The following is a 22669-nucleotide window of genomic DNA, read 5'->3' as shown; positions in this document are numbered from 1 at the left end:
GACGCGGCGCCCGGGCTGGAGTGAATCTCCAGGGAGTTCGCGGGCTTGTCGATTCAATGCAGGCCCCGCGGACCCCTGAACGTTCACCAATGAACGCGGTGGTTCAGGAGGCCGGACCGCCCGTGAAAGGCACGGGACGCCGCGCCTCATACCAACATCTCAGGGGGCGGGGGCCGTGCACGGAAATCCATCGCAGCCGTGCACATAGAGGGGCCGTCCGAGGAGCCTCCGAGCAGGCATCCCGGACGGGCGCCTCGCCGGCTCGTACCGGGCCGTCTGGAGGTCCACCGCGAAAGCCTGCTCGGCGTCCTGGGCGCAGGCGATCAGCACGCGCTCGGGACGCTCGAGCCACCAGAGGCCCTCCACTTCACACGGCAGCTCCACGGGGAGTGGGGTGAGGGTGCGCGCTTCGTAGAAGCGGAGCGAGGCCCCGTCGAGCACGGCGGCGAAGGTGCCCTCCGCTCCCACGGACAGCCGCGCCTCCGCCCTGGACACCGGCGCCTGCCCCAGCACCGCGCCGTCAGGCGCCACCGAGACGAGCTGGCCCTCCGCGTCGAGCGCCAGCACCCCGCTCCCGTGGCTGACGAGCGACACCGGGGAGAAGTCGCCCATGTGCCGGGCCTCTGCCCCGTCGTCGCGCCAGAGCTGTCCAGCCTGCGACCACCAGAGGCGATTCTCCCGGTCGAAGGTGACGGCGCGTACACCCGCCAGGGGGAGTCGCCGGGAGCCCTCCGGCAGGGTGCAGACCGCCATGGCCTGGGCGCCATAGACGGCGGCGCGCGAGGCATCCGGCGAGACGGCCCAGCCCAGCAGGGGACGCTGCAGCAGGCGGGCGAGGCAGTGGTTCAGCGCGCCGAAGTGGGGGTCCGACGTGGGCGCGGAGATGAGGTAGGGCAGGCTGGTGGTGGCGACGTAGACGAGCAGTCCGAGCGCGGCGGCGGTGGCCACGGTGAGCGGCCATGGACCGGCTCGGCGCAGGCGGGCCTCCTTGGCGGAAGCGCGCGCCGCCTTGCCCCCAGACACCGGACTCTCCCGTCCACTCACGGCGGCTCCTCGCGGCGGCGTTCCCGACCTTGCCGGGGGGTGGTGTCAACAGCGGCCCGGCGCCACGTCCCAGTTCGTTTCCCCACGACAGCACAGAACGGGGCCGAAGGGTGGCCGTGTCATGCTGTTCTGAAGGGGAGACAACGCCCGCATGGTGAGGGAGAAGGCGCCGCGAATCGTGGGCCTCGCATACCTGGGCGCGGCTGGTACACCGCGCGAAGCGGACAGCACGCGGACGCCCTGGGTCCACACCATCGATGCCCAGCTGAGCGCTCGCCATGGCACTGCCGACCAGCACCTGGTGACGCTGAGCATCGACGCGTTCAATTTGCTCAATGCCCAGGCTGTGCTCCGTGAGGAGACGTTGCTGCCCTTGCAGTACCAGGCGCCACGACAACTCCGTCTCGGGGTCCGCTTCGCCTTCTGAGGCAGGCCTCCTCCGTCCGCAGGGGCGCCGGCTGCTGTTCGGAAATGTCGGGACATTTGCGGCGCAAAACCCCCGACAATTCCGAACAGCACGCGCTGAAACCCCGTCCAGGGGCGGGCTCACCGTGGGGCGGACTCGACAGGGGTTTCCTGAAGCCAACGCTCCCAACATGCGGCCATCCTCCTGGCTGTTCGCCTGTTCCCGCGCTTGCCGCCTCGCTCCCGGACCTCACCTTTGCGAGGCAAGGAGAAAGGAACCGACCATGCGACGCGCCATCACCCATGCCGCCCTGACCTTCAGCCTTCTTACGTCGTCGGCTGGGCTCGCCCAGTCAGCAAGCGGTGGCTCGGCCGGAGGCACGGCGACAGGCGGAACATCGGGCGTTGTCCAGCCACAGGACGCCTACGAACCAGGCAACTTTTCGCCTCCGCCGCAGCGGGCTCCTGGCGACTTGGGAAGAAGCTCGATGGACTCGATTGAGACCAACACCGGCGCGGAGCCCGTTGCCGCGCCACCCGCGGGCGCGACGCGCGGGTACACCCCACAGCAGGGTATCGGTGGCAGCGGGCAGCCCGAGACACCCGCGAACGCCGCCAGCGGCAGCACGCTGGGACCGCAGTCCCCCGCGTCGAACCAGGGCAGCCCGACAGGTGGCAGTGAAGCACCGACTGGCGCGACCACGGGCGGCGCGGTCAGCGGCGGCGCAACGGACACGCAGGAAGCCAGCGGCGCGCGGCCCGAGAACCTCGAGCAAGAGGTCGCGCGGCTCCGCGACCAGGTCCAGCGGCTCGAAGCCGAGGTGGACACGTTGCGGCGCGAGGACACGGGCACGGGCGGCTCAGGGACGCAGACCACTGCGTCCGACGCGGACACGGACTCCACGGTGCTGGCCAGCGTCGTCATGCAAGGGCGGGTGGCCTCCGTCGGGGAAGACCGCGTCGTGGTCCGCGACGCGGAGTCCGGAGACACCTTCAACCTGTTCGTCACCAACACCACCCGCATCAGCGCCAACGGCAAGCGCGTCTCACCGAAACAGCTCTCCGCGGGCACGCCCGTGCAGGCCGCGTTCAACTACATCGCGGACGGTGACACCTACGCCACGCAGATTCAGGCCTATCCCGGCCGCGGGCGCTGAGGCCTCGCGCATCCACGCCTCGCGTCCGGTGACACGGCGCCCCAGGGATGTGCCTGGAGCGCCGTGACTGAATCCAGCGACGACGAAGCAGGCGGCCTCACCACGGCTAAGCCTGCCCCTCCAGACTGGCCATGGCCTTGCCGATGTAAGCGAAGAGCGCGGGGTCCAACCCGTGCTTCGCCGCGACCTCGGGCTCCTGCTGATGCGTCGCGTTCAGCGCCCCTTCGATGCCAGGGTCGCCCCCCGTGAACGCCTTCAGCAGCTCCCGCCAGCGCGAGGCCAGCGAGCGCACCGGCTCGCTCGTGGGGTCCGTGCCCTGGTCCATCTCCGCGCGGACGCGGGCGATGAGCTGGGGCCACTCGGCCTCGACCTGGCGGATGGCCTCCTCGCCCAGGGCCTCGCGGCGGGCCTTCAACTGCTGGAGCTGCTCCGGCGTGTAGTGCTTCTCGAACATGATTCACACCTCATCCCGCCACGGCAGTGTGGCGTGATGAGGTGGGTACGGCCTCACGCGGCGTGAGGCTCAAGCGGATTCAGCGCTCATCATCCGGAGCGCCACCCGCCAGCTTCCGCAGCTTCGCGGCGAACGGGCTCTCCTCTCCCGCCCGCAGCGAGCCGCCCGCCATCCGCTGCCGCCGCGTCATCGCGAGGCCGCCCTCCGCGGGGCCTTCCAGCGACTCCTTCTCGAAGCGGTCCTGCCCACCGAGCGCGCGGCCCACGGGGCGCGATGCAATGACACGGCGGTTCGTATCCACGGACATGAAGGCCCCTTTCGAAGCAGCGGCCCGATGCTACCCCACCTCCGCACCGCTCGCAGCCCCGCCCCACGCCCCCTCCGGGTCCTCCAACGCGGCGCCGATGTCGCGCAGGACACACGCGGCGTCCTCCACGCCGATGAGCCGGGCGTCCCAGGTGCAGGTGAGCGTCATCACCTGCCCAGGCACCAGCGCGCCCGCGTCCAGCACGGGCTCCGTCCGCACCGAGCCCGGAGCCAACAGGAAGGGCACGCGCGTGTATGGCACCAGGGCCACATAGCCCCGCTCCAGCCCCAGCGAGCCCAGGCTCGTCACCGCCACCGAGCCGAACGGGTCCCACGGCATCCCCACCCAGCGCAGGTCCACGTTCAGCGTGAACCACACGAAGGACAGCAGCCGCAGCGCCAGTCCCATCAAGAAGCCAGGGAGGAGCGAGGAGCGCCGCTTGCCCCGTTCGATGACGGCATCCCGGCGCTCGCGGACCGCCTCGATGCGCGAGGCCATCGTCTCCGCGAAGGCACCCAGGGACAGCGCGTCCGCGCGGTGTACCGTGGCCGTCGTCAGGTCCGCGCGCCCGGTCTGCGCGGGCTGCACCACCAACACGCAGACGCCGACCTCCTTGCGCCGCCAGGGGCGATTCCAGCGCATCAGGACATTCGCCTCCGGATGGCGGCGCAGCGCATCCGCGGCGGCCTTGGCCACCAGGTGCGTCACCGTGAGGCGCTGTCCCGTGCGGGCGCGGAAGGCCTCGAGGAAGGCCACCGCCCGCTCCATGCGAACCTCCACCGCCGCATAGGCGCTGGGGTCTCCCGGCGAGCGCCACGTCCCCAGGGCGAGCTTGCGGAAGGCACCGGCGGGAGGTGCGGGTTGAAGGTCGAGGTGCACGGGCAGCTTCCGCCTTCGCACGGCGCCGAGCCCCCTGCAACCGCGCGGAGCCCTGCGCCTGGCCCGCCGCCCTGTTAGACAGGGGCTTCCCTCCCCCGAGGCCCCGACATGACGCCCATCGCCCTGGCCCTGTCTCTCGCCCTCCACGCCGCGCCAGCCTCCCAGAACATGCCCCAGCCCACCGCCGATGACTTGCAGACGTCCACCCGCGCCTGGCACGAGCAGCGCGTCCAGCGGCTCCAGGCGGAGGATGGCTGGCTCACCCTCGTGGGCCTGTTCTGGCTCAAGGAAGGCGAGCAGACAGCGGGCTCCGCACCCGAGAGCGACCTGGACTTCCCCGCGGGGACGCCCGCGAAGCTGGGCACCTTCACGCGGCAGGGCAACACCGCGCGCTTCCAGCCCGCGCCCGGCGTCACCTTCACCCGCGACGGACAGCCCTTCACGGGCGGCGCGCTCCAGTCGGACGAGAAGGGCACGCCGGACGTGCTCAAGCTCGGCGACGTCAGCCTCCAGCTCATCCTCCGAGGCGACAAGCTGGGCGTCCGCGTGAGGGACTCCGGCGCGGCGGCGCGCAAGCAGTTCCAGGGCATCCCCACGTACCCGGCGAGCAACGACTGGCGCATCGAGGCGCGCTTCGAGCCCGCGCAGACGCCTCGCATGTTGCAGGTGCCCAACGTGCTGGGGACCAGCGACGAGATGAAGGCCCCCGGCACGCTCGTGTTCACGGTGGCGGGCAAGGAGCACCGGCTGACGCCGGTGGAGGACGGCTCGGGCAAGCTCTTCATCATCTTCGCGGATGAGACGAACCGCGACGCGACCTACGGCGCGGGCCGCTTCCTCTCCGCGGACATGCCTACCGGCGGGCGCGTCGTGCTCGACTTCAACCGCGCCTACAATCCGCCCTGCGCATTCACGAAGTTCGCCACCTGCCCGCTGCCTCCGCGTGGCAACCGGCTCGCCACGCGCGTGGAGGCTGGCGAGAAGCGCTACGTGGACCACTGACGCCGGGCCTGGAGCAAGCAGCCCGGCACGCGCGTTCGCGCCTGGACGCTCCGTGCCCGGGAGGCTGGCGCATCCACGGGCTCGCGGACATTAATCCGACCATGCGCGCCTCTTTGACGCTCCTCCCCGCTCTCCTGGTGCTCGCCCTGTCCGCCTCCGCCTGCCGCAAGAGCCAGGCGCAAGGCACCGCGTCTCCCCAGGACTGCGTCCGCGTGGAGGACGACTGGGGCGCCGACGGCACCGTGCCCTTCAACGTCGAGGTGGTGGCGCGGGGCCTGGAGACGCCGTGGGGCATCGCGTGGCTCCCTGGAGGGGACGCGCTCGTCACAGAGCGCCCGGGCCGCATCCGCCTGCTCAAGGACGGCGTCCTCCAACCCCGGCCCGTGGCGACGGTCCCCGTCGCGGACGCCGCGGAGGGCGGGCTGCTCGGCATCGCGGCCCACCCGGACTTCGCGAGCAACCGCCAGTTCTACATCTACGTCACCACGGACGCGGGTGGCACCGAGGAGAACCGCATCGAGCGATGGACGCTGTCGGAGGACCACGCCACGGCGACGCACGAGCGCGTCATCTTCGGCGGCATCGCCTCCGCCACGTATCACGACGGTGGACGCCTGCGCTTCGGCCCGGACGGCATGTTGTACGCGGGCACCGGCGACGCGAGAGCCCCGGACCGCTCGCAGGACGCGAGCGACCCGGCCGGGAAGCTGCTGCGCCTCACGCCGGAGGGCGCGGTGCCCCAGGACAATCCCATCCCTGGCTCGCCCGCGTTCCTCACCGGCATCCGCAACCTCCAGGCCTTCGACTGGCGCGACGCCTCCACGCTGTACATCGTGGACCACGGCCCCAGCGGTGAGACGCTGCGCCGAGGCCACGACGAGGTCAGCGTCGCCCGGCGCGGCGACAACCTGGGCTGGCCCGGCATCTACTCGTGCGAGACGCGCGAGGGGCAAGTCACTCCGTCCATCACCTACAAGGACGCCCTCCCCCCGGGCGGCGCCGCCATCTACACCGGGACGGCCATCCCCGAATGGAAGGGCTCGCTGCTCATCGGCACGCTGGGCTCACGCCACCTCCAGCGCGTGGAGTTCGCGCCGGCTTCGAGCCGCGTGGCCAAACACGAGGTGTACCTGCGCGACACCCATGGCCGGCTGCGCGAGGTCATCATGGGGCCGGATGGCCACCTCTACGTCACCACCAGCAACTGCGATGGACGCGGGGACTGCGGGCCGGACAAGGACGTCATCCTCCGCTTGAAGCGCTGAGCGCGCGCCGTCAGAGCATCATCCCGCCCGAGGCCTCGACGCGCTGGCCCGTCACCCACGCGCTCTCCGGCGACAGCAGCATGACGACGGCATCCCCGATGTCGTCGGGTTGCCCCACTCGGCCGAGCGCGACCTGGGCGGCCAGGCTCCTGTTCAGCTCCAGGTTGTCCCGGACGACGCCGCCCCCGAAGTCCGTCGCCGTCGCGCCCGGCGCGAGCACGTTGACGGAGATCCGCCGGGGCCCCAGCTCCTTCGCCAGGTAGCGGGTGAGCGCCTCCACGCCCGCCTTCATGGTCGCGTAGGCGGCGTAGCCGGGGAAGGTGAAGCGCGAGAGCCCGGTGGAGATGTTCAGGATGCGCCCGCCATCCGCCAGCACCGGCAACAGCCGCTGCGTGAGGAAGAACGCTCCCTTGAGGTGGACGTTCATCAGCGCGTCGAACTGGGCCTCGGTCGTCTCCGCGAAGCTGACGTGGATGCCCATGCCCGCGTTGTTCACCAGGAAGTCCAGGCGCTCACGCCCGAAGTGACGGCCCAGCTCCGTCCGCACCGCCTCCACGAAGGCGCCGAAGCCTCGCGTGTCCCCCACGTCGAGCGGGAGCGCCACCGCCTTGCCGCCCGCCGCTTCAATCTGCTTCACGACCTCCGCCGCCTCCTCCACGCCGGTGCGATACGTCAGGATGATGCCGGTGCCCCGGGCCGCCAGCTTGAGCGCCATGCTCCGCCCCAGTCCACGGCTGCCCCCCGTGATGAGAGCCACGGGCATGTTCTTCGAGGTGCTCATGTCCAGTCCTTTCAGGTGACGCGGCGGTGCGCCGCACCTGTCCATGAATAGTGAGCCGTGTGTGGATTGAGAAAGCGGCTGCGCTCCGACACACTGTTTCGACTGGAGAAACAATGAGCCTGGACCTCGATTCGCTGAAGATATTCGTGAAGGTGGCCGAGCTCGGCAACTTCACGCGCGCGGGTGAGCACCTGGGCATGCCCAAGTCGCGGGTGTCCCTGCGGCTGAAGGCGCTCGAGGCGGAGCTCGGCTGCCAGCTCTTCCAGCGCTCGACGCGCGTCGTGCGACTCACCCCGGATGGGGAGGAGCTGCTGCCTCGGGCGCGGCGGCTGGTGCAGGAGGCGGATGAGCTCGGCGCGCTGTTCCAGGCGGCCAGGGGCTTGCGCGGGCGCGTGCGCATCGACCTGCCCGTCAACATCGCGCGCGAGCTCATCCTCCCGCGTCTGCCGGAGCTGCTGGCGCGGCATCCCCACCTGGAGGTCCTCATCAACACGACGGACCGGCGCACCGAGCCCTTCCGGGAGGGCTTCGACTGCGTGCTGCGCGTGGGCTCCCAGGGGGACTCGGAGCTGGTGGGGCGCAAGCTCGGCGTCCTGCGGATGATGAACTACGCCAGCCCCGCGTACCTGAAGAAGTACGGCACGCCGCGCAAGCTGGAGGACCTGGACCGGCACCTCGTCGTCCACTACTCCCCGGGGCTCGGCGCGGAGACGCCCTCCTTCGAATACCCGCACGAAGGCGGCTACCGCGAGTGGCCGATGCGCGGAATGGTGACGGTCAGCAGCGTCGACGCCTACGTCGCGGCGTGCCGGGCGGGGCTCGGCATCATCCAGATTCCAAGACGCAGGTCGCGTCCCGATGTGGGCGAAGGCGAGCTCGTCGAGGTCCTGCCGGAGCTCACCTGCAGGCCCATGCCCGTTTCACTCCTGCACACCTATGGCAGGAGCCTGCCGCGCCGGGTGCGCGTGGTGATGAACTGGCTCACCGAGCAGCTCACGAACTCCTTCGAGCCGCACGAGGAGGGCTGACGCCCGCCCTCCCGTGCCTCAGGCGCCGAGCTGCTTCAACAGCTGCTCGGCCTGCGCGCGCACGTCCTCGGCGCCCAGCGCCAGCGCCTGCTTCGCGTGGCGCGCGGAGAGCTCCTTGTCCGAGGGGAAGGTGCCCAGGGCCATGTTGAGGTGCGTGCCCGCGTCGTTCGGGTGCGCGCCCAGCACGGGCGCCAGCAAGGCGGCGACCCGCGCGTGCCCGTTGTCCTGCATCAGCACCACCGCGAGGTCATTGGTGGGGCCGGGGTCCGTCGGAACCGTGGCCACGGCCGCCTCCAGCAGCGTCACCGCCTCGGCGCGCTCGCCCAGGGCGAGGTGCATCTGCGCCAGCGCGTGCTGGGCCTGCCAGCTCCCGGGCGCCTGCCGCAGCACCTCGGCGAAGACGTCCTTGGCCTCGGCGAAGGCGCCGGCGCTCATCGTCGCCAGGCCGTGCAGGTAGAGATAGGTGGTGCTGGAAGGGTCCAGCTTTCGCAGCTCCAGGGCCGCGCGCTTGGCGCCCTCCGAGCTGCCAGCGGACAGGTACAGCTTGAAGAGGTCCTCCAGCACCGCGCGCTGGAGCCCACCCCGGGCCTTCTCCAGCGCCTGCGTGGCGGCCTGGATGGCCAGCCCGAGCTGGCCGCACGCGGCGTGGGCCCGCGACAGCATCAGCAGCGGCATGGCCTCCTGAGGCGCGCCCTCGGCGGCCCGCAGGAAGTGCGACACCGCGCCATCCGGCTCGTTCTGCTGAAGCCGGATGCGTCCCAGCTCGAAATGGACGTGGGTGCTGCCGGGTGAAATCTGGAGCACGGACTCGAAGGCGGCGCGCGCTCCAGCCAGGTCCCCGCGCTCGAACAGCAGCGAGCCCAGGTTGAAGCGCTCGAAGTAGCCCGCGGTGGGCGCGGCGGCCAGCGCCTTGAGGGACTCCAGCGCCTCCGGATTGCCCGCCTGCGCGCGCAGCATGGCGAGGTGCGCCTGCCCCTCCGTGTGGTCCGGCTTCGCCTTCAGCAGGCGGAGCACCGCGGCTTCCGCGTCCGCCGCCGCGCCGGTGCTCAGGTGCACTCGAACCAGGCCCAGGAGGCAATCCACGTCGTTTGGATCAATGGAGAGCCCCTTCTGGAAGCTCTTCACCGCGTCCTGGGTCTGTCCCGTTTGGAGGAAGCGCCCCCCGTCCTGAGCATGCGTCGAAGCCATGTATCAAGGTCTACCACGGGGTGCCGAGTCCCGGCAGTTCACGGAGCCACTTGCCCGTGTGGCCCTCGCCTGCTGGGGCGAGCGCCGCCCATACCCGCAGCGGCATCCGCGTTCGCCTCGAAGTGCGAGGGATGAGACTTCGGTGGGAGGTATCGAGGACCCACCCCCAGCCCTTCGAGCACCACGGACGCCTCAGGTGGGCATCGGCTGGCCCAGGCCCTTGCGCAGCGCCTCGTCGATGAGGCCTTGAACCTTCGTCTCCGCCTCCTTCATGCGAGAGTGGTGCTGCTCGCTCAACTTGGACTGCTCCAGGTGCAGGGCGTGCTGCTTCTCGCTGAGCTGGTGCTGCTCCTTGCTCAGGAGGGACTGCTTCTCGGCCAGTCCCGCCATCTTCGTCTCCAGGGCCTTCATCTCCTCATCCAGTTCGCGGTCCTGCTTCTCCAGCTCGGAGCGGCGGCGCTCGCGCTCCGCTTCGGGCAGGGCGTCCAGACGCGACTCCTCCAGGTGGAGCCCGGACTGCTTGTAGGCCAGGTCACCCAGCTTGCGTCCCAGCCCGCCCTGCTCGTGGCCCAGGGAGGCCTGCTGCTGGCCGAGCACCGCCTGCTGCTGGCCCAGGGCGCCCTGCTTCTCTCCCAGCGCGCTCTGCGCCTTGCCCAGCTCGCGGGTGGAGGAGAGCGCCTCGCGAACGGACTTCAGCGTGGCCGCGTCGCGGATGATGAACGCATCGCCCTTGCGGCGGACGAAGAGAATCGCTTTGTCCTTCTGCTTGAAGGTACGCGCCAGCTCCAGGTCGACCGTGCTGCCGTTCATCATCGCCATGCCGTCCGTGAGCAGCACGTAGCCGCTGTCCGGGTCGCCAGGAGGCGGCGGCGCGGGTGGAGTCGGAGGCATCGGCGGAACAGCGGCGAGGTGCGGCGAGGCCCTCACGATGTGCCGCTGCGTGACGACAGCAAGGCGCGGAGCAGCAGGCGCCCGCGGCGCTCCGGGAACGGATGGCGGCAGAGCAACGCTGGGCGGCACGGGAGGCACGGATGGCAACGCGGCAGGGCCGGGCGACGCGGACGGCGACGATACGGAGCCGGGCGACGCGGGCGATAACGATGCGGAGCCAGGCGACGCGGCGCCGCGCGGCCCTGACGCCGCCGACTCGGGCGCCAGGCGAGGTGTCCCCCCTGCTTCCCGTGCAACGACCTGGAAGGGCACCAGCGCGGCGACGCCCATGGCGGAGAGCGCCACCTTCAACAGGCGCCGGATTCGAGGGGGAACGGCATCAACGTGCTCCAGCATGCTCAACCTCCTGTGCAACGCATCAACGTGAGAGGACGCACCCAGCGCAGCGGCGGTGCCGGGAGTCCTGGCGATTCCAAAGGCGAGAATCAGCTCGCCGTAGTCCGCGAGCTCCGCATCCGTGAGCCGGATGGCCTCGGCGTCACACGCCTCCTCACGGGCCAGCGCGTACTCGCGAGCCGCCAGCCGCGCGAGCGGATGGAAGAAGAAGAGCGACTCCGCCAGCGCGGGCACCCAGCCGAGCCACAAGTCACCGCGCCGCAGGTGCGCCAGCTCGTGCGCCAGCGCCATGCGCAGGGCGGCCACGGGCAACCGTCGCACCGCCTTGTCGGGCAGCACCACCACGGGAGACAGCAGCCCCGTGGCCAGCGGGCTGGCCACCGACTCAGAAACAAGGAGCCCCGGCACGCGCCGCAGCCCCGCGGCCGTGGACAGCGCCCGCACCTCCGCCTCCACCCCGGGGTGAACCAACGGGCGCGCGGACTGGCGCAGGCGACGCACCGCGAGCCCGCCCTTCACCTGGCCATACACCTGCCACAGCACGCCAGCGCCCCACAGGACCAGGAGGCCCCCCACGGCGGCGCGGCTCCACGGGAAAGGACCACCAGGCTCGGCCACCGTGCCCGCATCGACAGCACCGGCCGGAAGCTCCGGCGTGACGCCACTGCGCGCGGCCTCCTCCTTAGACGTCGCGAAGGTCGTGCGCTCCGCAGTCACCTGCCCCTGAGCGTCCACCGCCCCAGGCCCCAAGACGAGCGCCACCGTCTCCCGCGCGGGAGCCCCGCTCCACCAGGCCTCCACCCGCGCCACGCCAGCGGCCACCGACGCGGGCAGCACCGGCAACGCGAGGGAAGGCAGCCACCCCAGCGCCACCACGAACCTCAGCGCCACCAGCCACCAGAGCCCCGCGCGCAGCGACGCCGGCAGCCTCGGCCATGTCCTCGCCACCGCCCACACCAGCGCGGCGCAGAGCGCCCCCTGCCACGACGCCCGCCACAGCCCCGACGACGCCCACGCCCCTGCGTGCGACAGCCAGTCCGTGCCCATGTCCCTATCCCTTCCGCTTCTTCGAGCGCAGCCGCGCCACGACGTCCTGGAGCTGCGCCAGGTCCTCGTCGGACACGTCCTTGGCCTCGGACAGGTACGCGGCGAACGGCGACAGCGAGCCCGACAGCGAGCGCTGCACGAAGTCCCCCACCACGTCCCGCAGCAGCTCCGACGCCGGCACGGGGGAGACGTACTGGAACACGCCCTCCACCTTGCGCCGCGTCAGGTAGCCCTTGAGCCGCAGCCGCTCCATGACGGTGAGGATGGTGGAGCGCGCCAGCCCCTGCGCCTCGCCGAAGCGCTCGGCCACTTCGCCCACGGTCGCCGGGCCGTGTTCGGCCACGTACCGCAGCACCAACAGCTCCTGCTCTCCCACCGGCTTCTTCATGGACCTTCCCGTGACGACAACTGTAGTCACAAAGAAGGTACGGCTGACTACAACCGTAGTCAAGTCGGACGAAAAGACAGCGGCGGCGGGCCCGTGGAGGCCCGTCCGCCGCTCGAGTCACCGCCGCTCAGCGCTGGAAGTCCACGCCGACGCCGGCGCCCGCGGTGACACCTCGCACGAGCGTGCCGTCTGGCTGGGGGAAGTGAACGGTTCCGCCGGAGCCCCAGGCATAGAAGTGGTTGAGGATGCGCTGGCGCAGCTCCACCCCCGCCGAGTAGCGCGGCCGGTCTCCCAGGCCCGTCAGCACCACGCGCGCCAGCGCTCGCGTCCTGCCGCCCGGCAGCTCGAAACCAGCGGACACGTCCGCGTCCGTCCTGCCGAAGCCGAAGTACTGCGCCGCCACGCTGCCCAGCAGGAGCAGCTCGTTGGGGTTCCCCTTCGCGACACTCAGCTCCGCGTAGCCGGCGAAGCCCGACGGCAGCACCTCCTCCGCGATGGGCGTCTCCGACAGACCGACGCCGGAGAAGCGGCCCAGCTCGTAGTCAGGGCCGAACATGCCGAAGCGGAAGCGGCCCCCCTGCTTGCGGCCCTGGACTGTCACGCTCACCTGCGTGCCGCTGGCCAGCTGCCCTTCCAAGGCCACGCCCAGCAATCCGCCGAAGGCCGGCGTGTAGGCCTGCGTGAAGCGCGCGCCGCCGCCCAGCAGGGCCCACGCGCGCAGCCGCTCACCCTTGTACAGGGCGATGTCTCCACCCACCGACGCCAGGGTGAGGTCGGGTGTCGTGCCGCCCGCGCGGCCCGCGTCATGCGCCGCGGACAAGCGGACGAGGTAGCGGTCGAAGTGCTTCGCGTTGTCATTGGCCATACGGCCAAGGTCCAGCAGCGCCTCGCCCGCGAAGATGCGGGCGGCGAGCACGTCGCTGGCCAGAACCTCCGCGCGGACCGCGCCCTTCACGAAGGTGAGCGAGCCACCCGCGGGGTGGTAGTCCGGCGCCAGCGTGTTGCTGTAGCGGCCCACGAGATAGCCGCGGCCCAGCGTCTCTTCGGAGAAGGGCTCGACGCGCAGGTAGACGGGACGGCCCTCCTGGCCAATGCGCAGCATGCGCACCACCTGCCCGAAGTCACTCAGCTCATCCCAGTCCTCACGGCGCATGCCGCCGCTGTAGTCCGCCTCGGCCGTGGGCGCTTCGTCCACCACGCGCAGCCGAAGGTTCGCCCCCAGCCGCAGCACGAAGGTCTCCCCGTGCGTCAGCCCCAGCGAGGGGTAGATGCGCGCGAAGAAGTCCTGCCCCCCGCCGCGAGGCCCCGATGGGAGGCTCAGGCCACCGACCTCCAGCTGTCCGCTGAAGCCGAAGCCCACGCCGCCCGGGTGGGAGCTGCCCGGAGGCGCGGGCTCATCCAGCCGCGCGGCGGAGACGGGGGCACCTTCGCCTCGCGAGGTCGAGGAGACGTCCTCTTCCGAAGACACCTCCTCCACGGTGGAGCTGCCGTCGTACTGCGTGGACACCAGGGCGAGAAGAGCGAAGAGGGGGGCGCCAGTCATCGTCCCCCGACTCTACCTGTCCATGGCGCGAGACGAAGCAGGTGACTGCATCCGCGTGTGGGTGACACTGCGGACCGTCGGCACACGCGCCCCCGCCTGGCGGCAGCGGGAGACGCGCGACCTTCACGCCGCGCTAACGGCTGCCGTCGACTTCAACCTCGTCGAGCTCCACTTCCTGCGTCTCTACGTCGCTGGCGTCGAGCTCCTCGACGTCGGACTTGCCGGAGCCGCCCACGCCCTCCTCCGGGGTCTCCTCACGCGGCTGGCCACCCAGGAGCGGGCCGTCCTGCACGTCGTACTTCTCGCCCTCCGGCGTCGTCACCGAGGTGCCCGCGCCCATGCCGGGGCCACTGCCACCGGTGGCCTCGCCGTCGTAGACGGTGGGCGCGTCCATCCGGTCGCGGCGCTCGTTCTCCGTCACGTCCGCGGCCTCACCGGCGCTGCGGTCATCCCATCCAGAAGTCGTGTCCACGGACTCGGGCGCCGTCGCCTCCGTGCCCGAACCACCGGTGGCGCGGTCATCCGCGCGCGTGTTCGCCGAGTTGCTCGAACAACCCCAGAAAGCCAGCGCCGCCACCGCGGCCATGAGAGGAAGCTTCATGGTGAATCCCCCTTGCGTGAGAGAAGTTGTGCTCTCGACAAGGTGGCGTTCCGCGCGGCAGGAACAACCCGCCGGCCATGCCCGTGCCTCCGGGCCCGTCCCAAGGCAGGCGGGCGGGCGGGGCCTTGGCGGCTTGCCGCCTCCGCGCGCGGCTACCCTTCGTCCTGCGCGCAGGGAAGGATGGCGCGGTGCGGACGCTCGGTGCCCGTGCCCACCAGCCAGCGCGACAGCAGGCGGACACCGGAGGCGAACAGCCCGTCCTCGGCGCGGTGGAGCGCCTCGAAGAGGGACTCGTCCAGCACCGACGCCTCCGGGTCGATGATGAGCTCCTCCGGCTCCAGCGACTTGAGCAGCGGGCTCTGGTCGAACACCGTCGACATCGGGTGGACGCGCAGACGCTGCAGCCCCATGACGGCCACGTCGTCCAGCCACTCCACCAGTCCGCTGTCCGCCGCGGTCAGCAGTCGCAGGGCCGCCAGGCCCTCCAGCCCCGAGTGCTCGGCCATCAGCGACACCCGGATGCGGCGGATGGCGCGCATCGTCGCGTCGTTCGGCGCCTCCGCCTCCCAGCTCAGGTTCAGCTCCGAATCCAACCCGAGGCTGCGGTTGGTGGTGTTCGCCGAGCCCAGCGTGAGGAAGCGGTCATCCACCACCATCACCTTCGAATGGATGTACGTGTAGATGTCCGCGCCGGTGCGCGCGTCGTGCCCCGCGGAGCAGTACACGCCAAAGGCATGTCCCGTCTCGTGCGCCACGCGCTCCAGCGCGCGCAGCAGCCGCACCTGGGCAATGCCCATGGCCAGCTGTTCACGCAGCGCCTCCGGCTGCTGCGGCAGCACCAGGACCACCTGCAGCCGTCCCCGCCCGGGGGACCGCATGCGCTTCACCAGCGCCTGGAAGATGGCCCGCGAGGAGAAGTACTGGTTTTCAATGTAGATGAAGCGCTCGGCCGAGCCGATGGCGTCCAGGTACAGCGCGGCCACCTCCTGCACCGCGGGCTGCGGCGGCAGGAGCGTCTTGCCGAAGGTGCGGCTGATGGCCACCGGACCTGGCGGCGCCGGCAGGCTCGGCGTGAAGTCCACGTCATCCCGAGACACCCGGGGCAGCCGCAGCTCCCCGCCGCCCGAGTGCGCCCAGCGCGCCTCGAACAGCTCCGCCAGCCGGTCCACCACCGGCCCTGTCAGCACGGACTGTACGTCATGGTAGGGGCCGTGCGGGTCCCTCCCACTGTCACAGCGCAGCTCCGAGCGCACCGGGTGGTCCCGGTCATCCCACCGGCAATCACAGACATCCATGCCCCCGGAGAAGGCCACCGCGCCGTCGATGACGACCAGCTTCTGGTGATGCGCGCCATACAACGGACTGGAGGCATCGAAGCGGAAGCACACCTGCCCGTTCGCCGTCCAATTGAAGATGAGCCGCTGCATCCACTCGCGCTCCATGGCGAGCAGCAAGCTGAAGTCCCACGCCAGCACGTAGACGCGCAGCTCCGGGTTGGTCCGGCACAGCGCGTCCAGCATCGGCAGCAGCCGTGACTCGCCGCGCGCCTCGCGAAGGTCCTCGCCTCGCAGCAGCGCCACGTCGCTGTCGAACTGCCAGCCGGTAATCGCGATGTAGTGACGGGCCTTCTGCGCGGCCCGGTACAGCTCCCGGTAGTAGTCGCGCGCGTCCACCAGCACGCCCGCGTCGCTTGCCTCCTCCACCGCCCAGCAATTCCGTCCGGGACTGATGATGCGTCTCACAGGTGCGTCCCTTCCCGTCCCCGCCTCGGCCACCCTCACCTGGCGCCACCGCCAGGCCCTCCTGCACCGCGCACGCCCCGGACTGGCGCGTGTCAGCCGACGAAGACGATGTGCTTGCCCGTGGCGACCGTCATGTCCTCGGAGGACATCACCTGCGCCACCTTCTTCACCTCGCCGCCCACCGTGTCGAAGGCCGCCGCGATGAGGTCACCCAGCGTCACCTGCACCTGGCGGGCGCTCCGGCCAGCCCCCTTCACCGCGCTCGCCGTCGACACCTTCATCTGCTGGGCCTTACGACGGATGACCTGTCCACGCTTCTGGGTCTTCGCCATGATTTCGTCTCCAAGGGTGAAGGGTTTGCTTGTGCTGCTCCCTTCAGCAACCGGCGTGCCGAGCGACAACCCCGCGATTTTCCGAGGGTCGGCTGCTTGCACCCCCGCCCCGGGGACCGGACTTCTGACTTTTTTTCAGCCCTGCCCCGGCAGCCTTCCGACGGAAGTTCTTCCAGGGGGGCCTGAAGGTGGCGTCCGGCCGCTGGGGCCCTTTCCCTGGGGCAGGTTGCCCCGCCGGGGCATCCCGCCCCACACGGCCCACGGAGGCCCGCTCCCGCGCGCCGCGTGGCCTCACGCCCACTCACAGCGAAGCCCAGGTCACCTGGCTTCATACCGACCGCGCGGGTCGTTATTGCGCCACGGGGAATCCCATATCGAATCTTTCGGAAAATTACAGACATGTGAGTCTATTTGAAAATATCGGGAAAAGCCGCTTCAATACGTGTCACTCCTCACGAGGGCGTTAACCGTATGGAATTGAAGACCCCCACCAGCGCCACCGCGCCGGCCCTTCAGCCCATGTCGTTCCAGGGCATCGAAGTCGTCGGCCAGTCGATTCTCGCCATCGTCAACGGCATGGAGCTCGCCCAGTCACGCGCGTTGCGCATCCTGGGGGAGAACGGCATCGCGCCGCTGAAGGCGGATGCCTGGTACCCCATGCCCGCCCTGCTGAAGTCGTTCCAGCTGGTGTTCGACAAGATTGGCCCCAGCACGGTGAGGACCATTGGCCGGAAGATTCCGGACAGCGCGCACTTCCCGCCGGACATCGACACGTTGGAGAAGGGCCTGCGCGCGGTGGACCTGGCGTACCGGATGAACCACCGCGGCAAGGGCGCCATTGGCGGCTACCGCTTCGAGCCGGTGGACAAGCGAAACGCGCGCATGGTGTGTGACAACCCCTATCCGTGTGACTTGGACCTGGGGCTCATCGAAGCCATTGGCGACCGGTTCCGCCCCAAGGATTCGCTTTGGGTGCGTATTGAACATGAGGCCAAGAGTTGCCGGCGACGCGGCGACAACGCCTGCACGTACAGCATCAATTGGTAGAGGCAGACACCCCAGGGAGGTCCATCATGAAGGAAGTGCTCCAACACATCGCCGTACGCGAGGCGCGCTTCGCAGCGCACCCCTTCTTCTCCGACATGCGGATGGACCGCCCCATTGAACAGGTGATGGCCTTCGCGCCGCGGCTGACGTTCTGGGTGATGACGTTCCAGGACGTGCTGCGCCTCAACGCGCACTTCATCCAGGACGCGCACCTCAAGGCGCTGGCCACGCGGCACCATGCCGAGGAGGGCGGGCATGACCAGTGGTTCGAGGAGGACATCTCCGCGCTCACCGGCGGCTCGCTCAGCATCGGCAGCATGTACGGCCGCGCGCACGTGAAGACGCGTGACGCGGCCTACGCCATCATCAGCGAGGTGTACCGCCCGGTGGATGACCGGCTGCGCATCGTCCTGCTGTGGGCGCTGGAGTCCACCAGCCATGTCTTCTTCAGCCGCACCGCCATCATCAGCGCGGCGCAGGGCGCGGACGACCGGCTGAAGTACTTCTCCGACCACCACATGCAGGCCGAAGCGCAGCACGCCATGTTCGAACAGGAGCTGGCGGCGGAGCTGGAGGCCATGCAGCTGGCCCCCCAGGTGCGCGCGGACGCCCTGGCCATGGTGGACCGCATCTACGCGGCGTTCGACACCATGTTCGACGGGCTGCGCGTCCACCTGGAGCGGGAGCACGCCGAGGCCCCCGCACCGGGCCTCCAGGCGCACACCGCCACCGAGGAAGTCCTGCCCCTGGAGCTCGAAGAGGACCTGGAAATCATCGTCCTGGAGGCGGACGGGGAAGCCCGCGCCGCCTGAGGCGGCGCTGGGGGACTACCGCGCGGGAGGGGAGAGCACGAGGATGAGCTCCCCGCCCACGTACTTGCCGGCCTTCTGGTAGACGGCGCCCTGGCGGCCCAGCTCCACGTCCAGCGTGGGCTGCCGGGGGATGGCCACGCGCACCGTGGCCGTGCCGTCCTTGATGCCAGACAGCTGCAGCGTCGCGTTGGCGCCGTTGGGCAGCTTCACCTCGGAGGCGCTCTTCGCGCTCACCGTCAGCACCTCCTGGGAGAGGCGCTTGAAGGAGGTGAAGCTGAAGTTCTGCTTCTGGAACTGCTCCTTCATCTTCTCCAGCTCGGGCGGGTCGACGTCGGTGCCCTTCTTCGAGGCGAGCACCACTTCGACCTGGACCTGGACCTTCGCGTCTTGTGCGCTGGCGACCATGGGCACCAGCAGGCCCAGCCCCAGCAGCGCCCACAGCATCCGGCCCGACGACACGTGTCTTCTCACAAGGAACCTCCCGACGGCCTGGGGGCGTCGGGAGCCGGGCGCGCGGGGCCGTTGCGCCCGCCTGCGTCTGACTGACCGACCCCCGTCTGGTCCTGCCGCTCACCCATCTCCGCGCCAGGAGACAGGACGTCCGAGTCCTCGTCCACCAGCCAGATGATGGTGCCCCCATTGTCCGTCTCCATCACCACCGGCGCCACCTCGGCGTTGCGGTAGGGCTGGATGGACTTCACCGTCATGCGCTCGGAGGCGTACCCCACCGGCGCCCGGTCGCTCATCAGCAGGGGCACTCCCACCAGTACCAGCACCGCCGCGGTGGCCAGCGACGAAATCATGGCAGTGCGCTGGTAGAGGAACATTTCGGACACTGCCAGCTTCAGCCGCTCCATGAGGGGCGGCTTGTCCGGCGTCACCCGCGCCATGACGCGCTGGGTGAAGTCCTTGAAGTCCACGTCGTCCACGGCCATGTCCAGGCCCACCCGCAGCAGCCCGGACTCCGCGCGCAGGTCCGCGGCCCGTCCGGTGCAGTCCCGGCAGGCCGCCAGGTGCCGCTCCACGTTGACGCGCTCGCCGGAGCTCAGCTCTCCGTCGACGTACGGGGACAGCATGGGGACGAAACGCTCACACGCGGGATTACCGGCCATTGATTCCACCTGCTCGCTGGAAGGGGCTGCGAAACTTGGGACGGGCAGGTCCCTCAGATATTCGAGGCGCGCTCACTCACTGCCCACACCGCTCTTCGCTTCGTCCAACTCCAGGTATTCACTGAGGATTTTCTGGACCTTGGCCCGGGCATGGAAAAGCCGGCTCATGACCGTGCCCTTGGGGATGTCCAGGGTGCGGGCGAGGTCGTCGTAGGACATTCCCTCGATTTCCCGCAGCAGGAGGATGGCCCGGTGCTTCTCCGGCACCGTGGCCAGGGCCTCCTGGATCTTCTCCGCCAGCTCGCGGCGCAGGGCGCTCTTCTGGGGATTGGTGCCCAGCCGGCTGCCCAGGGCGCCGATGCGGGCCTCGGACAGGTCCATGGCCTGGTTCTCGTCGAACTCCACGGCCTCGCCGCCCCCGCCACGCTTGCGGATGACGTCGATGCAGATGTTGACGGTGATGCGGTAGAGCCAGGTGTAGAAGGACGAGTCGCCCTTGAAGTGGTCCAGGTACTTGTAGACCTTGACGAACGCCTCCTGGGAGACGTCCATCGCTTCCTCCTTGTCCTTCAGCATGCCCAGCGCAACGGCGTACACCTTGCGCTGGTAACGCTCGACGAGGAGTTTGAAAGCGCGCTGGTCGCCGGTCCGGACGCGCTTGACGAGAGTGAGGTCGTCGGTTGCCAAGTAGGTGCGGCAACCTAGCACAAGCGGACACAATCCAAGGAGATTCGCACCGGCGAAGGCGCCGCCGCCGGGCCGCCGGGCCTAGAGGTTGACGAGCGCCGCCACGGCCAGCGCGATGGCCAGCAGCGCCAGCAGGGCACCGAAGGTCACCCGGTCCCACTGCCCCTCCGCCACCGCCCCGTCGTCCGGCCCCGAGCGGAAGCGGTGCAGCACGTTCCACAGCATCCGCGCGCCCAGGCGGCCGTTCGTTCCGCGCTGGCGCCGGGCGTCCCCGTCTTGCCGCGCGTCCTCCGATGAAGCGGTCTCCTCGCGCCGCGGTGCGGGCATGACCGGGCCATGAAAGGTCGTGGCCGCGCGGGTGCCGGCCGCCTGGACAAGCGCCTGCTCGTCCGGCCGGGCGGAGGCCTCCTCGGAGTGGCGCACCTCGGGAGGCGGCTCCAGCCGCACCTCGGCGGCCCGCGTCCGGGCCTCGGCGGGGGTGCGGGCGTCCATCACCCACAGGCCCCGCGTCACGCCGTCCTCGCCGGTGTGCGCGTCCCGCAGCTCGGCGAAGCCCTGCCCCTCCAGCGCCTCGCGGAAGGCCGCGCGCGCCTCCGGCTCCGGCGGGTGCCGCGCCGCCGCCGTGGCGTAGGCCGTGTAGAACGCCCACAGCCGCGTGGCCCGCTCCGAGCCCGACACCCGCGGAGGCGACAAGTGCGACGCCAGCAGCGCCGCGTCCGACGCGAAGCGCTGCCCCAGGGCCTCCTGCCCCGGCGTGTCCTCCAGCCCCGGGGGCACCAGCTCCGCCACCGACTTCACCGGCGCGCGCTCCTGGCCGCCCATGGGCGGGTGCGGGGGCGGCGGCACTGGACGACGGAAGTTGTCCCCCGGCCGGGGCGGCTGCGCCGGTGGGCCCCAGTCCTGGGGTTGGGGCCCCTGCACGCCCGGACCGTCGGGGCGTCTCGAGCCGCCGCCTCTCTCCAGTGAGCGGAGGGCGCGGTCAATCACGTTGGGGATGCGGAAGGAGGACATGGGCAATGCCTCACGCTGGCTTGGGGTCCCGGCCTGTTGATTCTCGGCGGACGGAAACGCCGGGTTGCGGAGGGGCCTACTCGCCCTCGCGCTCCACCTCGATGGGCGTCGTCATACCGTTGGCATCCAGACGAACGCGGTAGAGGGAGTTCAGCCCGTCGCCGTCGAAGTCCCCCCGCGCGAGGCAGGACACCTCCGGCTCGCCCACGGGGCTCTCCTGGACCACCACCTGGTACTGGAAGTGGACCTTTCCGTCGGGCTCGAAGCCCAGCCGGTGAAAGGTCTCGTCCTTGGGGAAGGGCACGGCCCTGCCGCCGCGTGGAATCGCCTTCGGCGTGGGACCCGCGGTGACGTAGACGCCGTGCTCGTCGCGGTGGGCCTGGACGGCGTCACACAGGGCGAGCACGTTGACGCGGGCCTCGGCGTCGCTGGGGGATGCCGCCTGCGTGGCGGGGCGCCCTCCCGAATACTTCTGCATCAGCATGTAGCCCGACACCGCCACGAGCGCGACGAGGATGAGGATGGGATGGGCCGGCTTCCGGACCGGTGTCGAGTCATTCCAATCATCCATTGCAGCCTCCTCGCGCCCAGTCACGCGGCTGGCGCAGCACCTCCACCAGCCGCGCCTCCGGGGTGCCGGGCTCGGGGTGGTGGTCATAGCGCCAGCGGACCTGCGGCGGCAGGGACATGAGGATGGACTCGGTGCGCCCGCGCGTCTCCAGGCCGAAGACGGTGCCCCGGTCATAGACGAGGTTGAACTCCACGTAGCGCCCGCGCCGCACCTCCTGCCAGAAGCGCTGCCCCTGCGTCACCGGCGTGTCCTTGCGCCGCTCGGCGATGGGCAGGTACGCGTCCAGGAAGGCCCGGCCGCAGTCCTGGATGAAGGCGAACTCCTTCTCCAGCTCCCCGCCCATGTTCTCGAAGAAGATGCCGCCCACCCCGCGCGTCTCCTCGCGGTGGCGCAGGTAGAAGTACTTGTCACAGGCGGCCTTGAAGCGCGGGTAGTAGCCGGCGTCGTGCTTGTCACAGGCGGCCTGGTGCACGCGGTGGAAGTGCGCCGCGTCCTCTTCATAGAGGTAGTAGGGCGTCAGGTCCGCGCCGCCGCCGAACCACGCCTTCCCGCCCTGGTGGATGAAGCGGTAGTTGGCGTGCACGGTGGGCACATGCGGGTTGCGCGGGTGCAGCACCAGGGACATGCCGCCCGCCCAGAAGTGGCGGCCCTCGCCCTGGAGCTTCTGCGCGAACTGCTCCTCCAGCTCGCCGTACACCACGGACGTGTTGACGCCGGCCTTCTCCAGCACGGCGCCGTCCTCCAGCACCCGGCTGCGTCCGCCGCCACCGCCCGGCCGGGTCCAGGAGTCCTCGCGGAAACGCGCCGAGCCGTCCAGCCGCTCCAGGCCGCCGCAGATGTCGTCCTGCAGCGACCGGATGAAGCCCGTCATCCGCTCCTTGAGGCTCTCCACGTCCACCGTCGTCATTCGCGCTCCCGAAGGCTCGGCGCGCAGGGGCGCCCGCGTCAGGCCTACACCAACTTCCCGGCCCCGGGGAGA

General features: G+C 70.4%; 25 protein-coding genes. 7 read left to right on the top strand and 18 right to left on the bottom strand.

Annotated elements, in window-relative coordinates:
• Window positions 1-159: 159 nt before the first annotated feature.
• The gene (locus HV826_RS03685; RefSeq protein WP_176415617.1) at window positions 160-1044 is read right to left on the bottom strand and encodes a hypothetical protein; all 885 of its coding nucleotides are present in this window, start codon (window positions 1042-1044) and stop codon (window positions 160-162) included.
• Between the two features lie 151 nt (window positions 1045-1195).
• Here HV826_RS03685 and HV826_RS03680 point away from each other — a divergent pair, with 151 nt between their 5' ends.
• Complete coding sequence (locus HV826_RS03680; RefSeq protein WP_255208440.1) at window positions 1196-1471, top strand: hypothetical protein; 276 nt, start codon at window positions 1196-1198, stop codon at window positions 1469-1471.
• Between the two features lie 466 nt (window positions 1472-1937).
• Entirely contained in the window at window positions 1938-2606 is a 669-nt protein-coding gene (locus HV826_RS36925) for a bZIP transcription factor (protein ID WP_255208439.1), read from the top strand.
• A gap of 106 nt (window positions 2607-2712) precedes the next feature.
• Here the strand turns inward: HV826_RS36925 and HV826_RS03670 are convergent, their stop codons facing one another.
• The 3 genes from HV826_RS03670 to HV826_RS03660 all read right to left on the bottom strand — a co-directional run bounded on the left by HV826_RS03670 (window position 2713) and on the right by HV826_RS03660 (window position 4267).
• Window positions 2713-3060: a TipAS antibiotic-recognition domain-containing protein gene (locus HV826_RS03670; protein ID WP_176415616.1), complete on the bottom strand. Its 348-nt coding sequence runs from the start codon at window positions 3058-3060 to the stop codon at window positions 2713-2715.
• Window positions 3061-3139: 79 nt separating this feature from the next.
• A complete protein-coding gene (locus HV826_RS03665) occupies window positions 3140-3367 on the bottom strand; it encodes a hypothetical protein (RefSeq protein WP_163782765.1) in 228 nt (75 codons plus the stop codon).
• A gap of 30 nt (window positions 3368-3397) precedes the next feature.
• Window positions 3398-4267, bottom strand: coding sequence for a 2-oxo acid dehydrogenase subunit E2 (locus tag HV826_RS03660; protein WP_368670829.1), 870 nt, complete (start codon window positions 4265-4267; stop codon window positions 3398-3400).
• An 87-nt stretch (window positions 4268-4354) separates the two neighbouring features.
• Between HV826_RS03660 and HV826_RS03655 the strand changes: the two genes are divergently transcribed.
• The gene (locus tag HV826_RS03655) at window positions 4355-5248 is read left to right on the top strand and encodes a DUF1684 domain-containing protein (protein ID WP_176415615.1); all 894 of its coding nucleotides are present in this window, start codon (window positions 4355-4357) and stop codon (window positions 5246-5248) included.
• Window positions 5249-5349: 101 nt separating this feature from the next.
• Window positions 5350-6513 carry a sorbosone dehydrogenase family protein gene (locus tag HV826_RS03650; protein WP_176415614.1) on the top strand — a complete coding sequence of 388 codons (1164 nt, stop codon included), beginning with the start codon at window positions 5350-5352 and terminating at the stop codon, window positions 6511-6513.
• Between the two features lie 10 nt (window positions 6514-6523).
• Here the strand turns inward: HV826_RS03650 and HV826_RS03645 are convergent, their stop codons facing one another.
• Entirely contained in the window at window positions 6524-7294 is a 771-nt protein-coding gene (locus HV826_RS03645) for an SDR family NAD(P)-dependent oxidoreductase (protein ID WP_176415613.1), read from the bottom strand.
• Window positions 7295-7407: 113 nt separating this feature from the next.
• On the opposite strand from HV826_RS03645, the gene HV826_RS03640 reads away from it, so the two are divergent.
• Window positions 7408-8322 carry a LysR family transcriptional regulator gene (locus HV826_RS03640; RefSeq protein ID WP_176415612.1) on the top strand — a complete coding sequence of 305 codons (915 nt, stop codon included), beginning with the start codon at window positions 7408-7410 and terminating at the stop codon, window positions 8320-8322.
• A gap of 18 nt (window positions 8323-8340) precedes the next feature.
• On the opposite strand, the gene HV826_RS03635 is transcribed toward HV826_RS03640, so the two are convergent.
• The 7 genes from HV826_RS03635 to HV826_RS03605 all read right to left on the bottom strand — a co-directional run bounded on the left by HV826_RS03635 (window position 8341) and on the right by HV826_RS03605 (window position 16450).
• Complete coding sequence (locus HV826_RS03635) at window positions 8341-9510, bottom strand: tetratricopeptide repeat protein (protein ID WP_176415611.1); 1170 nt, start codon at window positions 9508-9510, stop codon at window positions 8341-8343.
• Between the two features lie 192 nt (window positions 9511-9702).
• Window positions 9703-11844, bottom strand: a complete 2142-nt coding sequence (locus tag HV826_RS03630) for a M56 family metallopeptidase (RefSeq protein ID WP_176415610.1) — start codon at window positions 11842-11844, stop codon at window positions 9703-9705.
• A gap of 4 nt (window positions 11845-11848) precedes the next feature.
• Entirely contained in the window at window positions 11849-12232 is a 384-nt protein-coding gene (locus HV826_RS03625; protein WP_176415609.1) for a BlaI/MecI/CopY family transcriptional regulator, read from the bottom strand.
• A 127-nt stretch (window positions 12233-12359) separates the two neighbouring features.
• On the bottom strand, window positions 12360-13775 hold the full coding sequence (locus HV826_RS03620; RefSeq protein ID WP_176415608.1) for a hypothetical protein: 1416 nt from the start codon (window positions 13773-13775) through the stop codon (window positions 12360-12362).
• Between the two features lie 133 nt (window positions 13776-13908).
• The gene (locus tag HV826_RS03615) at window positions 13909-14376 is read right to left on the bottom strand and encodes a hypothetical protein (RefSeq protein ID WP_176415607.1); all 468 of its coding nucleotides are present in this window, start codon (window positions 14374-14376) and stop codon (window positions 13909-13911) included.
• A 152-nt stretch (window positions 14377-14528) separates the two neighbouring features.
• Complete coding sequence (locus tag HV826_RS03610) at window positions 14529-16079, bottom strand: phospholipase D-like domain-containing protein (RefSeq protein ID WP_176415606.1); 1551 nt, start codon at window positions 16077-16079, stop codon at window positions 14529-14531.
• A gap of 131 nt (window positions 16080-16210) precedes the next feature.
• Window positions 16211-16450 carry a chaperonin gene (locus HV826_RS03605; protein WP_176415605.1) on the bottom strand — a complete coding sequence of 80 codons (240 nt, stop codon included), beginning with the start codon at window positions 16448-16450 and terminating at the stop codon, window positions 16211-16213.
• A gap of 471 nt (window positions 16451-16921) precedes the next feature.
• Here HV826_RS03605 and HV826_RS03600 point away from each other — a divergent pair, with 471 nt between their 5' ends.
• Complete coding sequence (locus HV826_RS03600; protein WP_176415604.1) at window positions 16922-17497, top strand: hypothetical protein; 576 nt, start codon at window positions 16922-16924, stop codon at window positions 17495-17497.
• A 26-nt stretch (window positions 17498-17523) separates the two neighbouring features.
• Window positions 17524-18309, top strand: a complete 786-nt coding sequence (locus tag HV826_RS03595) for a hypothetical protein (protein ID WP_255217025.1) — start codon at window positions 17524-17526, stop codon at window positions 18307-18309.
• A 15-nt stretch (window positions 18310-18324) separates the two neighbouring features.
• On the opposite strand, the gene HV826_RS03590 is transcribed toward HV826_RS03595, so the two are convergent.
• The 6 genes from HV826_RS03590 to hemF form a co-directional block, all read right to left on the bottom strand.
• Window positions 18325-18780 carry a hypothetical protein gene (locus tag HV826_RS03590; RefSeq protein ID WP_407938382.1) on the bottom strand — a complete coding sequence of 152 codons (456 nt, stop codon included), beginning with the start codon at window positions 18778-18780 and terminating at the stop codon, window positions 18325-18327.
• On the bottom strand, window positions 18777-19421 hold the full coding sequence (locus tag HV826_RS03585; RefSeq protein WP_176415602.1) for an anti-sigma factor: 645 nt from the start codon (window positions 19419-19421) through the stop codon (window positions 18777-18779). The genes HV826_RS03590 and HV826_RS03585 overlap by 4 nt, the downstream gene beginning before the upstream one ends.
• A 72-nt stretch (window positions 19422-19493) precedes the next feature.
• Window positions 19494-20108 (bottom strand): RNA polymerase sigma factor, encoded by a 615-nt coding sequence (locus HV826_RS03580; RefSeq protein ID WP_176415601.1) that lies wholly within the window; start codon window positions 20106-20108, stop codon window positions 19494-19496.
• Window positions 20109-20189: 81 nt separating this feature from the next.
• A complete protein-coding gene (locus HV826_RS03575) occupies window positions 20190-21119 on the bottom strand; it encodes an Immediate early protein ICP0 (RefSeq protein WP_255217024.1) in 930 nt (309 codons plus the stop codon).
• A gap of 76 nt (window positions 21120-21195) precedes the next feature.
• Entirely contained in the window at window positions 21196-21690 is a 495-nt protein-coding gene (locus HV826_RS03570) for a hypothetical protein (RefSeq protein ID WP_176415599.1), read from the bottom strand.
• The gene (hemF, locus tag HV826_RS03565) at window positions 21683-22597 is read right to left on the bottom strand and encodes an oxygen-dependent coproporphyrinogen oxidase (protein WP_176415598.1); all 915 of its coding nucleotides are present in this window, start codon (window positions 22595-22597) and stop codon (window positions 21683-21685) included. The genes HV826_RS03570 and hemF overlap by 8 nt, the downstream gene beginning before the upstream one ends.
• Window positions 22598-22669: the final 72 nt, after the last annotated feature.

The sequence above is a fragment of the Myxococcus sp. AM010 genome, from assembly GCF_013372585.1.
Classification (GTDB): Bacteria; Myxococcota; Myxococcia; order Myxococcales; family Myxococcaceae; genus Myxococcus; species Myxococcus vastator.
Note: the sequence above shows the minus strand (reverse complement) of the source record. Positions and strands in the feature narration are given on the sequence as shown.

Bases quoted from the DNA above. Each gene is read 5' to 3' on its own strand.
- HV826_RS03680 (WP_255208440.1), top strand. From the start codon at position 1,196: ATGGTGAGGGAGAAGGCGCCGCGAATCGTGGGCCTCGCATACCTGGGC.
- HV826_RS36925 (WP_255208439.1), top strand. From the start codon at position 1,938: ATGGACTCGATTGAGACCAACACCGGCGCGGAGCCCGTTGCCGCGCCA.
- HV826_RS03670 (WP_176415616.1), bottom strand. From the start codon at position 3,060: ATGTTCGAGAAGCACTACACGCCGGAGCAGCTCCAGCAGTTGAAGGCC.
- HV826_RS03665 (WP_163782765.1), bottom strand. From the start codon at position 3,367: ATGTCCGTGGATACGAACCGCCGTGTCATTGCATCGCGCCCCGTGGGC.
- HV826_RS03655 (WP_176415615.1), top strand. From the start codon at position 4,355: ATGACGCCCATCGCCCTGGCCCTGTCTCTCGCCCTCCACGCCGCGCCA.
- HV826_RS03650 (WP_176415614.1), top strand. From the start codon at position 5,350: ATGCGCGCCTCTTTGACGCTCCTCCCCGCTCTCCTGGTGCTCGCCCTG.
- HV826_RS03645 (WP_176415613.1), bottom strand. From the start codon at position 7,294: ATGAGCACCTCGAAGAACATGCCCGTGGCTCTCATCACGGGGGGCAGC.
- HV826_RS03640 (WP_176415612.1), top strand. From the start codon at position 7,408: ATGAGCCTGGACCTCGATTCGCTGAAGATATTCGTGAAGGTGGCCGAG.
- HV826_RS03635 (WP_176415611.1), bottom strand. From the start codon at position 9,510: ATGGCTTCGACGCATGCTCAGGACGGGGGGCGCTTCCTCCAAACGGGA.
- HV826_RS03630 (WP_176415610.1), bottom strand. From the start codon at position 11,844: ATGGGCACGGACTGGCTGTCGCACGCAGGGGCGTGGGCGTCGTCGGGG.
- HV826_RS03625 (WP_176415609.1), bottom strand. From the start codon at position 12,232: ATGAAGAAGCCGGTGGGAGAGCAGGAGCTGTTGGTGCTGCGGTACGTG.
- HV826_RS03620 (WP_176415608.1), bottom strand. From the start codon at position 13,775: ATGACTGGCGCCCCCCTCTTCGCTCTTCTCGCCCTGGTGTCCACGCAG.
- HV826_RS03615 (WP_176415607.1), bottom strand. From the start codon at position 14,376: ATGAAGCTTCCTCTCATGGCCGCGGTGGCGGCGCTGGCTTTCTGGGGT.
- HV826_RS03605 (WP_176415605.1), bottom strand. From the start codon at position 16,450: ATGGCGAAGACCCAGAAGCGTGGACAGGTCATCCGTCGTAAGGCCCAG.
- HV826_RS03600 (WP_176415604.1), top strand. From the start codon at position 16,922: ATGGAATTGAAGACCCCCACCAGCGCCACCGCGCCGGCCCTTCAGCCC.
- HV826_RS03595 (WP_255217025.1), top strand. From the start codon at position 17,524: ATGAAGGAAGTGCTCCAACACATCGCCGTACGCGAGGCGCGCTTCGCA.
- HV826_RS03585 (WP_176415602.1), bottom strand. From the start codon at position 19,421: ATGGCCGGTAATCCCGCGTGTGAGCGTTTCGTCCCCATGCTGTCCCCG.
- HV826_RS03575 (WP_255217024.1), bottom strand. From the start codon at position 21,119: ATGTCCTCCTTCCGCATCCCCAACGTGATTGACCGCGCCCTCCGCTCA.
- HV826_RS03570 (WP_176415599.1), bottom strand. From the start codon at position 21,690: ATGGATGATTGGAATGACTCGACACCGGTCCGGAAGCCGGCCCATCCC.
- hemF (WP_176415598.1), bottom strand. From the start codon at position 22,597: ATGACGACGGTGGACGTGGAGAGCCTCAAGGAGCGGATGACGGGCTTC.